Origin of the sequence: Psychrobacter sp. A3 (assembly GCF_028823565.1) — a bacterium.
GTDB classification, from domain to species: Bacteria; Pseudomonadota; Gammaproteobacteria; order Pseudomonadales; family Moraxellaceae; genus Psychrobacter; species Psychrobacter celer.
On the sequence record NZ_JAPEHS010000026.1, the window covers coordinates 19,416 to 32,479 of the forward strand.

The window sequence follows — 13,064 nt, forward strand, 5'->3', positions numbered from 1 at the left end:
GTAAAAGGCGATGATGTCGAAATTAAGACGAGCCTTAGCTGTCGATACTTTTATATGTATGATGTCTACGAAGACGGCTCGTGGTGTGCATGATGACTCATGGCGTCATCACTCATATCATGCATACTATGATCGACTGTGCTATCCATTGCTGGCGTCATGTCATGATCCATTTGGCTCATATCATGATGGGCTGGGCTGTCTGCATCAGACATCATCGCCGAGTGACTACCATGATCCATTTGCCCATGGCCACCGCCGTGTCCACCGTGCATATTTGCCATGACCATAGGGATAGCAACGACAGCCAAGCCAGACAGCACCATGATTGCGCCATTGAGCTGTCTTAGATGAAAGCGGCCAATTTTTTCACGTAACCAGCCGACCGTCTCATGGGTGGCGACCAGCATCGGCACCGTGCCAAGACCAAAAACAAACATCAACGCTGCACCGCCCAAAGGATTGTGAGCCACCACCGCGATGAGTAGGGCGCCATATACCAAACCGCAAGGCAAAAAGCCCCAAAGTAGACCAGCTGTCAATGCACGTGGAAAGGTGTTTAGGGGAAAGACCTTTTGGCGTAGCGGGCTGAGGTATTGCCAAAAGCGCATACCAAAGCGCTCAAGCTTATTCAAAAAAGGCGCGCCAAGCATGGTCACACCCACAAAGACCAACACTGCGCCCAGTAAAATACGTGGCAAGCTATTGCCTTTCATGAGTGGCTCTAACACCGTCGTACCGATAAATCCTGCCAGCAGACCTAACAGTGCATAACTGCTCAGACGGCCAAAATGATAAGTAAAGACAAGAGCGCGGCGCTTGGCTGGGCTAATATCTTTCATCGACAGTCCAAAAGCAGTCACCAGTCCGCCGCACATACCCAAGCAATGCGGTGAGCCAAAAAATCCCATTAGTAATGCCGCAACAAGTAACGCTGTGGTCATAGGGTAACTCCTAAAAATAGTAAAAAGTTGGTCTAATGATATGACACGGCTGATCAAAGGACTACCAGCCGTGTATGACTAACGCCTTAATGGTTCAAAGCTTATCGCGCTCTTGTGGTTGCACCGATACGCTATCTGAATCATCAGTCTGCTGATGGGTAGTGGCGCGCTCGTGAGTTTGCATGGTTTGGCGGCGCTCTTGCCGATCATCTAAAATGATGCGCTGAGAGGCATTGTCTAAATCCTCAAATTGATTGGATTTGACCGCATAACGCACCGCCCAAATGGCAACCACAAACAGCATCAGACTTAATGGAATTAATAAAAATATACTGAGCATGGTAGATCTCTTTTTTAGCAGTTTCTGCTCTTATTATACACCCATTGACCCTACTAATGGCTGGACAGATACCAACTAATCAGCAAGTATGGTCGAATCCAAACAAATCAAATATTCAGAGATTGGTTGCTTAAAGCTTGGATACATCGCTATCAAGTCATCCAATGAAAAGTAGTGTCGTTTTTATACTGTAAATGGCATGGCCGCGACCATATGAATGCTATTCTTCTTCTATGGTTTGGTTTTCTATGGTTTGTTCTGCTTTGGGCGTTGTCTTGGCCACATTGCCTCTAGGTGTCAGTAGTTGCTGCTCGCTTACATCATTGGCGTGGCGACAATCCATCTGCGGCCGTATCACATCGCGCAAGTAGGCGGCTACTTCATACACTGCACGGCGTGAGTGCGTTAAATTCTGCGCAGGTTTGTGCCAGTCGCGTCTTACCGGCAAAGGGGCGATCAGTGGGGTGCTGTTGATACCATTTAGGGCAAATTGTCTGCGCGCACGCGCCATATGATAGCTATCGGTAATCAGATACACGTGATGCAGCGGGATACGCTTGGCGGTAAAGCGCGCGTTTTCGCAGGTGTTCATGCTGGCATTTTCACTGATCAGGCCGTCAATACCATGCTCGATGAGCCATTGACCAAGCCAAGGCGCTTCTGCCCCACTTAACACAATAGGTAAGGGTAAGTCATGATAGGCCGTTGCAGCCGTTCGGGCACGATTGAGACTGTAGCTGTTGAGAATGATTTGATTGTTATGATCATTGGTCAAGCCGCCTCCCAATACCACATAAGCGGTCGGCGGTGAGCTCATGGCAGCTGATGGCATGTTTGGTAGCGGTAATAAGGAGAGGATATAAACAACGGCTTGAGAAAATAAAGGGGTAAATAAGCTAATCAGTAGCAAAATAATGGACGTGGTGCCCAATAAAAAAGTGATATTAATAATGCGAAGCAGCTTTAGCAAACGCTCAGCCATGCGCAGATAATGCCGCCATAAGCGTATCGACCATGATGTTTTAGGCCGCATGCTCATCGTACCCAATCGAGCCATCGGCGTTTATCCATACTGGCTCACGTGATAAACGTATGGCAAATTTTTCGTATACCACTTGGGCAATATGGTGCTGCGCGGTGGCCACATCATTTTGCGTCGCCTGATAAGGCTGGTGGTTGGTCAATACAAGGGCCTGCTGCTGATGCGTCATGATGGGTGCAATGCCGCCGCCTTTGAGTCCTGCTTGCTCGATTAACCAGCCAGCCGCAACTTTTATCATCGCATCTGGCATGGGGTAGCCGATAATGTCAGGATAGGTGGTTTGCAGCGCTGTAAACTGCGCTTGAGGAATAATAGGGTTCTGGAAAAAACTGCCACAGTTGGGTAGCTGCTTTGGGTCGGGCAGTTTTTGCTGGCGAATATCGATGATCGCTTGCATCACATGCGCTGGGGTGAGGTGCTGATACCCTTGCGCATCGGCATAACGCTGCGCTACTGTCTGTACATCGCCATAGCTGGCCTGTACTTGGGTTTCATGAAGATGCAAGCGAAAGGCCACCCGGCTGATGAGCCAAGTATTGGGCGTGCGCTTAAAGATACTATCGCGATAGCTAAATTGACACTGTGCCGCTGACAGCTGCTGCCATGTTTGAGTAGGCAGATGATAGGCGCGGACATATAACAAATGGTCTTCGAGCTGTACGCCGTAAGCACCGATGTTTTGTACAGGAGCCGCCCCTGTTAGACCAGGAATCAAGGCTAGGTTTTCAAGACCGTACCAGCCCTGATGGACGGTATAAGTCACAAGGTCATGCCAGTTCTCGCCCGCCATGACCTCGATATCGATATAACTGTCTGTCTGCGCGACCACGTTGATACCGCGCATCATGGGCTGCAATACAGTGGCATCTAGCTTGGTAGGCAGTAACACGTTACTGCCACCTGAGAGGATTAAGAGAGGGCGCTCTTTAATGGCTGCTGTCTTATCTACCATCAATGCGTCAATCTGCGCTTCGTCATGCAAGGTGATGACTGTATCAGCGCTACAGGCTAAGGCCATGGTGTTATGATGAGACAAATCGACGGCATGACGCAGGAGGGCATCTGCTGGCGAGTGAGTCTGAGTCGCTAATTGAGCATCTCGCTCGAGACGTGAAACTAAGGTCATAACGTAGCCTATATGGCAGATAAAGAACAAATAATACGGGGTTTATTTAGTACGGGGGTTATTATAAAGGATACCACTCATAAAAGTAGCAAAAATATGGACCTTATCGCTAGCATGTTTTCCAGCTTTCAATCCAAGCTTGTGCACTTGATTCAATGCGTTTTATGACTTCCTCAAAGTCCTCAGCATCGCCATGATAAGGATCTGGCACATCATCGCCGCCGTAAGTGGGGTCTTCTTCACTAAACAAAGCCAGCTTGGCTAGAGTGTCTACAGGGTCTGTCAGGCTATCTTTGATGGCTTGCAAATCCGCCAGGTTTTGGCTATCCATAGCCAATATCAAGTCAAACTGACGAAAGTCGTCAGCGCTGACTTGGCGAGCCACCAGTTTGCCGATGTTATAGCCGTGAGATTTGGCATGGCGCTGCGAGCGTTCATCTGGCGAATGACCGATATGCCAGTCGCCCGTGCCTGCTGAGTCTACCTTTAAGGACAGGCCGGCAATCGCTGCTTGCTGCCGAAAAATCTCTTCGGCCGTGGGCGATCGACAGATATTTCCCAAGCAAACCAATAACACAGAAGATGGGGTACAGGCTTTTATCAGCATACTATGACCTTTTATAACAAAAAAAACATGCCATTAAGACCAGCATAGGGGATGCGGCTTATTAGCATGTTAGTGATTAAATAGTCCCTAGCCTAACGGTTAATACATGAAATGGCAAGGGCGAAGAGCACGGTGGCGTCTGTGACATTCACAGCACGTTTACCAAGAATACCTAAAGTAGGTAGTCCTTGATGTTTCGGGTTTCGATCATGAGTGTTGTTTGTTTTTAAAGCGCTGCAAATCACGACGCTCTTTTTTGTTGGGTTTATTATCAGGACGGGCAAGGTTGGCAAGCTTACGCTGCTCGGCATAGTATGCTCGGCGTTTTTCGCTCTCCTCGGTCTCTGAATATAGCATCTGTGCCGTCGAGGCGTTGCCGCGCTGAGCACTTAGCGCCTCGACGATGACGGTTTTTTCGGTCATGGCAGTGGCGGAGCCTTGACGAATCTGCAGCTCGTCACCGACGGCAATCTCTTTACTGGTCTTTACACGGCTGCCAGCATAATGCACACGCCCGCTCTCAATCGCTTCTTTGGCGAGCGAGCGTGTACGATAAAACCGTGCCGCCCACAGCCATTTATCGATACGCATGCGTGCCATATCTGACTGGCTATGACTTGGTTGATTATGGTTTTTACTGTGTTTACTCATCAAAACCTCATAGATATCAATAAACTATGATCATAAATGGTGCTTTTTTTATAAATTAAAAGAGCGCCTTAGTCTGAGGGTGCAATCGATAACGCCCTAATTGGTCAATCTAATAAAGGATACCATCAGCAGATCATAGCACAGTACAGGATAAAAAACGGCTCGTCTTAATAAAGACAAGCCGTTGAGAGTTATACTGTGCCATAAAGTATTGGTCGTCTAAGCTATGTAAACTAAGCTATGTAAACAATGGTGATTGACACATCCTGCTTATTTTAAAAACAACTGATAGGCGATATTATCATTAATCATAGTGCACTCGTAGCCGATATCTAGCAGAGCGTCTTGCAGTTGACGCGAGTTGCTCATCGAGGCCTGCAGACCGACCAATACGCGACCCTCAGCGGCGCCATGATTGCGATAATGAAATAAGGTGATATTAAAATCATCGCCAAGTTTTTCTAAGAAAGTCAGCAATGCGCCAGGACGCTCGGGAAATACCACTTTTAGTAGCTGCTCGTTTTCGACATGAGCATGGCCACCGATAAGATGGCGGATGTGCGATTTAGCGATGTCGTCGTCGGTCAAATCGTGAGCGGTATAGCCATCATCTGCCAGCTGTTTGCTGATGGTGTGTCGCTCTTTTTCGCCCTCTTTTAGCGCGATACCGACGAAGATTGAGGCAGGCTCCATCGAATCTGGTGATTTTTGACTATCGGCGCGGTAGTTGAATTCAGTAATATTACGTCCGTGCAAGCTGCGGCAGAAGTTTAAGAAAGCGCCCGTTTGCTCAGGAATGGTCACACCAAAGATAGCTTCTTTTTTCTCGCCGATTTCGGTGCGCTCAGCGATATAACGCAGGCGGTCAAAGTTCATGTTGGCGCCGCAGATGATGCCGACGCAGTTTTTACCTTGCAAGTCATGCGCTTTGATATATTTTTTCATACCAGCGACTGACAGAGCACCGGCTGGCTCAACGATACTGCGGTTTTCTTCAAAGACATCTTTGACCGCTGCGCAGACTTCATCGTTAGTACAAGTCACGACTTCTGGCTCGACGATAGGCCCTGAGCCATCGCTTTTTTGTGTGCGTACCACATCAAAGGGCAGCTCACCAATTTGCGCCACCGCCACGCCATCGACAAACAGACCAACTTGCTCAAGCTTAACGCGCTCATTGGCTTCTAAAGCAGCTTTGAGTGATGCCGATTGTTCAGCTTCTACAGCGATGACTTTGACATGCGGCGCAACTTCGCCCAAAAACGCGGCAACCCCTGAGACTAAGCCGCCGCCGCCAACCGCCACAAACACATAATCCATGTTGCGCCACTGCTGCGTGAGCTCAAGCCCGATGGTGCCTTGACCGGCAATGACCAACTCATCATCATAAGGCGGGATAAAGGTAAGACCCTCAGTCTTGGCGCGGTTGATCGCATAGCGGTTAGCTTCATCAAAGCTGTCGCCGTGCAGATCGACATTGCCCCCAAGTGCTCTCACCGCATTGACTTTAATGTCTGGCGTAGTGGTGGGCATGACAATGATGTTGTTAAGATTAAGTGTTTTCGCAGAGTAAGCAACCCCTTGCGCATGGTTGCCTGCTGATGCACAAATCACGCCGCGAGCTTTTTGCTCATCGGACAGCTGGCTAATGCGATTATAAGCGCCGCGCAATTTAAAGGATTTGACCGGTTGCAGGTCTTCGCGCTTAAAGCGAATATCATTAGCAAAACGTTGGGTCAGCTTGGGAGCTGCTTCTAGTGGCGTTTGAATAGCAACGTCATAGACGGTGGCTTGCAAGATGGCGCGTACCCAGTGTGATAGCATAATGACCCCTAAAAATTGTCGATAAAAAGTTATAGATAACAATAAAAACGAAATAGATTAGCCTATGCTGATTTTACCTATCTTGCAAGACACAATTGCAGTTTTGTGGTGATTTCATACTGAGCTGGGCAGGAGTGAGTGTTTGGCGGTTAAAAGGTAGTCAGCTTGTTTGGGTATCTGATAGAACAGGGCGGTAATCTGACTGGGTATAAACGAAACTTATTGCATTATTCTGATATGTCTGTATTATTGGACATATGGAAATAACTAACGCTATCGCAAGCTTTGCCGCACTGTCTCAAGAAACGCGTCTCAAAGCCTTTAAATTACTGGTCAGTCAGGAGCCTGACGGCCTACCTGCGGGTGAAATAGCCCGTCAGCTATGTGTGCCGCATAACACCATGTCCGCGCATTTATCAGTACTGGCGCGAGCAGGGTGGGTGGTGTCAAAACGCCAAAGTCGGCAAATTATCTATCGCGCGTCGTTGTCGCATATGGAGGCGGTCGTGCAGTTTTTATTGCAAGACTGCTGCGCGGGGCATCCAGAGCTGTGTGCTTCGCTGATAGATAGCTTAAGCGGCTGTGAGGCTGCCAAATCTGATAAAAAAGACAGTCTGTAAAGCACACCCTAATAACTAGATTCAAAAAATAGGTGAAATCGCTATGAAACCCTTGATTTTTCATAATCCAAACTGCGGTACCTCTCGCAATACACTTGCCATCATAAAGGCATCAGGTGAGCAGCCAGAAGTGGTGGAGTATCTAAAAAACCCGCCGACTCGTGACGAGTTGGTTGACCTATTGGCAAAGATGAATATCTCGCCTAGAGAATTATTACGTAGCAAAGAAGCTATCAATGATGAGCTGGGCTTAGACAATCCTGAGCTATCTGATGACCATATTATCGATGCGATGATCGCGCACCCTATCTTAATCAATCGTCCTATCGTGGTCACGTATAAGGGCGCAGCGTTATGCCGACCTTCAGAGCGGGTGTTTGCATTGTTAGAAAATCCAGTGAGCAGCTTTACTAAAGAAGACGGCGAGACGATTTATCATGACAATAGCCAATAATAATCAGCCTCACGCAGAGGGGTCGTTAAAGCTAGATGACCTGCCTAATATTGATGCCAGTCAATTACAACCGATTGATACTGAGTCATTGATTGCACCAAATGACCCACGTCATCCACCTAAGATACTCGTCCTATACGGGTCATTACGTGAGCGCTCATTTTCTCGGTTAGCGGCTGAGGAGGCAAGTCGGCTGCTGCGTTGGTATGGCTGCGAGGTGCGGATGTTCAATCCATCGGGTCTGCCGTTACCAGATGATGCTGACAGCAATCACCTAAAGGTGCAAGAGCTGCGCGAGATGGCGCAGTGGTCAGAGGGCATGCTGTGGGTGAGTCCAGAGCGTCACGGCAGCATCACCAGCATTATGAAAGCACAAATCGATTGGATACCGCTTGCACTGGGAGGCGTACGCCCAACTCAAGGCAAAACCTTGGCAGTGATGCAAGTGAGCGGTGGCAGTCAAAGCTTTAATACCGTCAATCAGCTGCGCATTCTGGGGCGCTGGATGCGCATGATTACTATCCCCAATCAATCATCGATTCCAAAGGCTTTTTTAGAATTTAACGACGATAACCGCATGGATATGTCGCCCTTATATCTGCGCCTCGTGGATGTTTGTGAAGAGCTGGTAAAGTTCACTTGGCTCACTCGTGGACGCTCGGCCTATCTGACCGACAGATACTCTGAGCGAGTGGAAAGTGCCGAAGCAGTGTCGCAACGTGTCAATCAAAAGTCGCTGTAATATCTCCTAGTTATAATCAACACGCCGTAAATAAGGTTGTACCATGCTCGCATTCATTATCTTTATCGTGACTTTGGTTTTGGTGATATGGCAGCCTAAAGGTTTGGGCATTGGTTGGAGCGCGCTGGGAGGAGCCTTGGTCGCCTTGGCTTTTGGTGTGGTGCAGTTATCCGATGTCGGTATTGTATGGGACATCGTTTGGGATGCGACTTTTACCTTTATGGCGCTAATTATCATCTCGCTTATCTTAGATAGAGCGGGATTTTTTGGTTGGGCGGCGCTACATGTGGCGAGACTTGGCAATGGGCAGGGACGGTTGTTGTTTCCCATGATTGTGATATTGGGCGCGTTTATCTCCGCGTTTTTTGCCAATGATGGCGCTGCATTACTTTTGACACCGATTGTCATCGCTATCTTGCTCCGGCTTAAGTTTTCACCGCCATCGGCATTGGCTTTTATCATAGCGACGGGCTTTATCGCTGATACCGCAAGTTTGCCGTTAGTGACTTCTAATCTGGTTAATATCGTCAGCGCCAATTATTTTAATATCGGCTTTGGACGTTATGCGGCGGTCATGGTGCCAGTCAATATTGTCTCTGTCATCGCAACATTAGCAGTGCTGTGGGTAGTCTATGCGCGCCAAATTCCAACACAATATTCCATTGCCAATCTGAGCGCACCTGCATCCGCTATCGAAGATCCGCTGGTGTTTAAAGCCGCTTTTCCGCTACTTGCTTTGTTATTGGTTGCTTATTTTGCCACCGAGTCATTAGGTGTGCCCATTTCCCTCGTCACGGGAGCAGCGGCATTGGTATTAATGGCAATCGCAGGCCGCTGGTGGCAGGGCGGGCGAGATGCAGTTGTTTCAGTGCCTGACGTCGTACGTAAAGCGCCTTGGCAAATCGTCTTGTTTTCTGTGGGTATGTACTTGGTGGTTTATGGCTTGGGTAACGCAGGACTGACGGCTTATGGTGCTCAAATACTCAACTGGTTAGGGCAGCAAGGCAATATCATCGCCACAGTAGGCACGGGATTTCTTTCAGCGATTGTGGCTTCTATTATGAATAACATGCCATCTACCTTGGTAGGCGCGCTGGCTATCGATAGCGCGCAAGTACCCACAGCGACTCGCGAGCTGATGATTTATGCCAATGTGATTGGTAATGATCTGGGGCCGAAGTTTACGCCCATTGGCAGTCTTGCGACCTTGTTATGGCTGCATGTCTTAGCAGAAAAGGACTATAAAATCAGCTGGGGGCAGTATATGAAAATCGGCCTGCTCATTACGCCGCCAGTATTATTAGCGACGCTGCTAGCCTTGGTGTTTTGGTTACCTCATGTCTCTGGGGTTTAAAAGGCATTTATATGGGTTATCAATTCCGGGTGGAAGACCTCATTATTAGAATTGGTTTTACGCTGACATATATCGAAGTCATCGGTTATAATAGCCACGTATTTTACCTTTTTTAGCCTTTAATTTTTTCAAGACGGTACATTTATTCTGCCAAGGATTTATGATGAGTGATCAGCAAGCACAAAAGCAAGCCGCAGCCAAAGCTGCTCTAAGTTATATCGAAGATGACATGATACTTGGTGTAGGAACAGGTAGTACGGTGAACTGCCTGATTGAGCTATTGCCGCAGGTCAAGCTTGCTGGCGCCGTTGCCAGCTCACAGGTGACAGAAGACAAATTGCGTGCTTTGGGTATCGAGATTGTCGATCTAAACTTTGCCGGCCAGCTTGATGTCTATATCGATGGTGCTGATGAAGTTAATGCCCATCTGCAACTCATCAAAGGCGGCGGCGGCGCGCTGACGCGTGAAAAAATCGTCGCTGCAGCGTCCAATAAATTCGTCTGTATGGTCGATGAGAGCAAACGCGTCGATATACTAGGCCGATCGTTTCCTGTACCGATCGAAGTCTTGCCGCAAGCGCGCTCCTATGTGGCACGTCAGCTAGCACAAATGGGCGGTGAGCCAGTCTACCGTGAGGACTTTGTCACTGATTATGGCAATGTCATTCTCGACACTTATGACCTAGATGTCAGCAATCCTATTGCGCTTGAAAAAGAGCTGAATAATATCGTGGGTGTGGTCTGTAATGGTATTTTTGCCGCCAATCAAGCCGATGTTTTGCTAAAGGCGAGTAGTAATGGGGTTGAAACGATAACGCGTTAATAGGCGTCAATGTCTATCGTTAAACTTTTGAAGCTTAAAACTAAGAACTTAACTAAGAAAAGGCAGACTACTATAAGTAATCTGCCTTTTTGCTATCTGTTTTAAAAAAGATTTGCTTTTAAACAAATTGATTATCCATCAGTTAAACCGATAGTTTAATCTTATCTTTGAGCAAAAACTCCATCAGTGCCTTTTGCGCATGTAAGCGGTTTTCGGCTTCGTCCCAGACCACGGAGCGCGGATCATCAAGCATGTCGTGAGAGATTTCTTCGCCGCGGTGCGCAGGCAAACAGTGCATAAAGACAACATCTGGATCAGCTTTATCTAATAGCGATGGCGTCACTTGATAGGGCGCAAAGCGGCGCGCGCGAGTGTTTTGCTCAGACTCTTGCCCCATACTTGCCCACACGTCGGTGACGATAAGGTGCGAGTCTTTTGCCGCGTCTTGTACATCCTCGACTAGGCTGACGCAATGCGAGAAGCGTTTCATCAGCTCGGTATCAGGCTCAAAGCCATAAGGCGCGGCCACGCGTAGCTCAAAGCCGAACTGACTCGCCGCTTGCATGTAGGAGGCGCACATATTGTTGCCATCGCCAACCCAAGTGACGATTTTATTTTTGATACTACCGCGATGTTCATAGAAGGTTTGCATGTCGGCGAGCAATTGGCAAGGGTGGAATTCATCGGTCAGCGCATTGATAATCGGCACACTAGAGTACTCAGCAAAGGTCTCAACTTTTTCGTGACCAAAGGTGCGAATCATAATTATATCAACCATGCTTGAGATGACGCGTGCAGAGTCCTCTAGCGGCTCACCGCGGCCAAGCTGGGTATCATTGGGTGATAAAAAGATGGCGCTACCGCCAAATTGCCCCATGCCCGTCTCAAACGAGATACGCGTACGAGTAGAGGATTTTTCAAATATCATGCCAAGCGTCCGGCCAACAAAAGGCTGATAGACCTCGCCTGCATGTTGCATCTTACGTAATTCGCTTGCGCGTTTGATAAGGGTTTCTAGTTCTTGTTGGGTTAAATCAGATAAAGTCAAAAAATGGCGCAAACTCATAGTAGTCCTAGCAGTCGATCGCAGTCAGTGAAACGTTATCAGTCTTGTGCAGCAGCGCTCAACGCGCACACTGGGGTGACAACAAACTTTTAGTATAGCGCAATTAGGCCCAATGTAAACGGCCAATTTTCTCAAGTCAGCACCCTTTTATACGGCTGCGGTAGTACTTGCTATAGAGGCTCGATGCCATCTGTGCGCGTAGACTGGCTAATGACATAAAACCCTTTACCAGTCAGGATGCCAAACCTGTCAGTGATTCAAGTTTAGGTATTTAGTGAGCGGCTATACGGGCTGGGCGCGTGCTCAGGCGACATAATAGCTCATAGCTGATAGTTCCAGCGTGACTTGCGACTTCATCGATGTGCGGCGCCTCACCCCATAAGATGACTTTGCTGTTTAAGGCGGGGTCTGCTGGCATCGCGCTGACATCGATAACGATCATATCCATGGCCACGCGTCCAAGCACGGCACAGCGATAGCGCTGCTGATCTGCGGCATTGATGACGGTCACATAGGCGTCACTGCTGATGACGCGAGGGTAGCCGTCACCGTAGCCGATACTGACGAGGGCGGTTTTGGTATCGTGCGGTGCTGACCATAAGCTGCCATAGCCGATGGCATCATTGGCGCTGACTGTCTGCAAGGCGATGATTTGGGCGCAAAGCTCCATTGCAGGCTGTAAGTCTAACGTAGCTGCACTTTGGTCGACGACCGGTGAGCTGCCATATAAAATAATACCAGGGCGTACCCAGTTATGATGATGCTCTGCAAAATTGACGATACCTGCTGAGTTACATAACGAGCCTTTTACTTCATCGCTGACGGTGTCTTTTAAGGTTTGCAGCATGTCGTTAAAGCGCTGAATTTGTAGCGCATTTAGCGGGTGGCTGCTGTCATCGGCATTGGCAAAATGTGTGGTCAAAATCAGCTGATAGCCGCCTGCATGTAGCCGCGCCGCCGCATCGATAACGCCTTTGGTATCAAACCCTAAGCGATTCATACCGGTGTTGTATTTTAGCCAAACCACGCGCGTGGCACTGCTGGCAGGCGCGATGTTGTCTAGCGCCCACATCAGCTGCGGCTCATGATGAATCACGCAGCTGATATCTTGGGCAATGGCGGTCTGCCATTCATCAGCGGTAAAGGCGCCTTCAATGAGCCCAATGGTTTTATGCCAGCCCAATTGCCGTGCCTCTAGAGCCTCTGCCAAAGTAGCCACACCGATGCCGTCGGCTTGCTGCAGAGCGGGCAGTACCGCCGCCACGCCATGACCATAAGCATTGGACTTGACCATGGCGAGTACTTTAGCATTTGGGGCCATTTTTTTTACTTGGTATAAGTTATGAGTAAGGGCTTTTGGTTTGATAGTAATGGTACGCATAATGGGCTTCTTTATTGGCAACGTGATTGGATAAATCAACTTATTTTATGAGCAAATACATCGATTGACTTCCTCCCCTCCCTAAAGTGA

Annotated in this window: 14 protein-coding genes; 5 read left to right on the forward strand and 9 right to left on the reverse strand. The window is 48.4% G+C overall.

Features of this window, described 5'->3' with window-relative positions:
• Nucleotides 1–65 precede the first annotated feature (65 nt).
• From NK638_RS05690 to ilvA, 7 genes are all read right to left on the reverse strand, one after another.
• Nucleotides 66–944, reverse strand: a complete 879-nt coding sequence (locus tag NK638_RS05690; RefSeq protein WP_274632259.1) for a sulfite exporter TauE/SafE family protein — start codon at nt 942–944, stop codon at nt 66–68.
• Between the two features lie 94 nt (nt 945–1,038).
• Nucleotides 1,039–1,284 (reverse strand): cbb3-type cytochrome oxidase assembly protein CcoS, encoded by a 246-nt coding sequence (gene ccoS / locus NK638_RS05695; RefSeq protein ID WP_075100933.1) that lies wholly within the window; start codon nt 1,282–1,284, stop codon nt 1,039–1,041.
• A gap of 220 nt (nt 1,285–1,504) precedes the next feature.
• Nucleotides 1,505–2,317: a YdcF family protein gene (locus NK638_RS05700; protein ID WP_274632260.1), complete on the reverse strand. Its 813-nt coding sequence runs from the start codon at nt 2,315–2,317 to the stop codon at nt 1,505–1,507.
• Nucleotides 2,307–3,452: a UDP-N-acetylmuramate dehydrogenase gene (murB, locus tag NK638_RS05705; protein WP_274632261.1), complete on the reverse strand. Its 1,146-nt coding sequence runs from the start codon at nt 3,450–3,452 to the stop codon at nt 2,307–2,309. The genes NK638_RS05700 and murB overlap by 11 nt, the downstream gene beginning before the upstream one ends.
• A 109-nt stretch (nt 3,453–3,561) precedes the next feature.
• Nucleotides 3,562–4,059: a low molecular weight protein-tyrosine-phosphatase gene (locus NK638_RS05710; protein WP_274632262.1), complete on the reverse strand. Its 498-nt coding sequence runs from the start codon at nt 4,057–4,059 to the stop codon at nt 3,562–3,564.
• 207 nt (nt 4,060–4,266) lie between these two features.
• Nucleotides 4,267–4,710 (reverse strand): RNA-binding S4 domain-containing protein, encoded by a 444-nt coding sequence (locus tag NK638_RS05715; protein ID WP_274632263.1) that lies wholly within the window; start codon nt 4,708–4,710, stop codon nt 4,267–4,269.
• Between the two features lie 270 nt (nt 4,711–4,980).
• Nucleotides 4,981–6,534: a threonine ammonia-lyase, biosynthetic gene (gene ilvA / locus NK638_RS05720; RefSeq protein ID WP_274632264.1), complete on the reverse strand. Its 1,554-nt coding sequence runs from the start codon at nt 6,532–6,534 to the stop codon at nt 4,981–4,983.
• Between the two features lie 257 nt (nt 6,535–6,791).
• Here ilvA and NK638_RS05725 point away from each other — a divergent pair, with 257 nt between their 5' ends.
• The 5 genes from NK638_RS05725 (at nt 6,792) to rpiA (ending at nt 10,527) form a co-directional block, all read left to right on the forward strand.
• Entirely contained in the window at nt 6,792–7,154 is a 363-nt protein-coding gene (locus tag NK638_RS05725) for an ArsR/SmtB family transcription factor (RefSeq protein WP_274632265.1), read from the forward strand.
• Nucleotides 7,155–7,197: 43 nt separating this feature from the next.
• Nucleotides 7,198–7,608 carry an arsenate reductase (glutaredoxin) gene (gene arsC / locus NK638_RS05730; RefSeq protein WP_274632266.1) on the forward strand — a complete coding sequence of 137 codons (411 nt, stop codon included), beginning with the start codon at nt 7,198–7,200 and terminating at the stop codon, nt 7,606–7,608.
• Complete coding sequence (arsH, locus tag NK638_RS05735) at nt 7,592–8,350, forward strand: arsenical resistance protein ArsH (protein WP_274632267.1); 759 nt, start codon at nt 7,592–7,594, stop codon at nt 8,348–8,350. The genes arsC and arsH overlap by 17 nt, the downstream gene beginning before the upstream one ends.
• A 43-nt stretch (nt 8,351–8,393) precedes the next feature.
• Nucleotides 8,394–9,704: an arsenic transporter gene (locus tag NK638_RS05740; RefSeq protein ID WP_274632268.1), complete on the forward strand. Its 1,311-nt coding sequence runs from the start codon at nt 8,394–8,396 to the stop codon at nt 9,702–9,704.
• A gap of 163 nt (nt 9,705–9,867) precedes the next feature.
• Nucleotides 9,868–10,527, forward strand: coding sequence for a ribose-5-phosphate isomerase RpiA (gene rpiA, locus NK638_RS05745; protein WP_075100924.1), 660 nt, complete (start codon nt 9,868–9,870; stop codon nt 10,525–10,527).
• Nucleotides 10,528–10,669: 142 nt separating this feature from the next.
• Here rpiA and argF read toward each other — a convergent pair whose 3' ends face one another.
• Nucleotides 10,670–11,593, reverse strand: a complete 924-nt coding sequence (argF, locus tag NK638_RS05750) for an ornithine carbamoyltransferase (protein WP_274632269.1) — start codon at nt 11,591–11,593, stop codon at nt 10,670–10,672.
• A gap of 271 nt (nt 11,594–11,864) precedes the next feature.
• Nucleotides 11,865–12,974 (reverse strand): alanine racemase, encoded by a 1,110-nt coding sequence (alr, locus tag NK638_RS05755; RefSeq protein WP_274632270.1) that lies wholly within the window; start codon nt 12,972–12,974, stop codon nt 11,865–11,867.
• Nucleotides 12,975–13,064 lie beyond the last annotated feature (90 nt).

Coding starts and splice junctions, on each gene's coding strand:
- NK638_RS05690 (WP_274632259.1), bottom strand. CDS start 944: ATGACCACAGCGTTACTTGTTGCGGCATTACTAATGGGATTTTTTGGC.
- ccoS (WP_075100933.1), bottom strand. CDS start 1,284: ATGCTCAGTATATTTTTATTAATTCCATTAAGTCTGATGCTGTTTGTG.
- NK638_RS05700 (WP_274632260.1), bottom strand. CDS start 2,317: ATGCGGCCTAAAACATCATGGTCGATACGCTTATGGCGGCATTATCTG.
- murB (WP_274632261.1), bottom strand. CDS start 3,452: ATGACCTTAGTTTCACGTCTCGAGCGAGATGCTCAATTAGCGACTCAG.
- NK638_RS05710 (WP_274632262.1), bottom strand. CDS start 4,059: ATGCTGATAAAAGCCTGTACCCCATCTTCTGTGTTATTGGTTTGCTTG.
- NK638_RS05715 (WP_274632263.1), bottom strand. CDS start 4,710: ATGAGTAAACACAGTAAAAACCATAATCAACCAAGTCATAGCCAGTCA.
- ilvA (WP_274632264.1), bottom strand. CDS start 6,534: ATGCTATCACACTGGGTACGCGCCATCTTGCAAGCCACCGTCTATGAC.
- NK638_RS05725 (WP_274632265.1), top strand. CDS start 6,792: ATGGAAATAACTAACGCTATCGCAAGCTTTGCCGCACTGTCTCAAGAA.
- arsC (WP_274632266.1), top strand. CDS start 7,198: ATGAAACCCTTGATTTTTCATAATCCAAACTGCGGTACCTCTCGCAAT.
- arsH (WP_274632267.1), top strand. CDS start 7,592: ATGACAATAGCCAATAATAATCAGCCTCACGCAGAGGGGTCGTTAAAG.
- NK638_RS05740 (WP_274632268.1), top strand. CDS start 8,394: ATGCTCGCATTCATTATCTTTATCGTGACTTTGGTTTTGGTGATATGG.
- rpiA (WP_075100924.1), top strand. CDS start 9,868: ATGAGTGATCAGCAAGCACAAAAGCAAGCCGCAGCCAAAGCTGCTCTA.
- argF (WP_274632269.1), bottom strand. CDS start 11,593: ATGAGTTTGCGCCATTTTTTGACTTTATCTGATTTAACCCAACAAGAA.
- alr (WP_274632270.1), bottom strand. CDS start 12,974: ATGCGTACCATTACTATCAAACCAAAAGCCCTTACTCATAACTTATAC.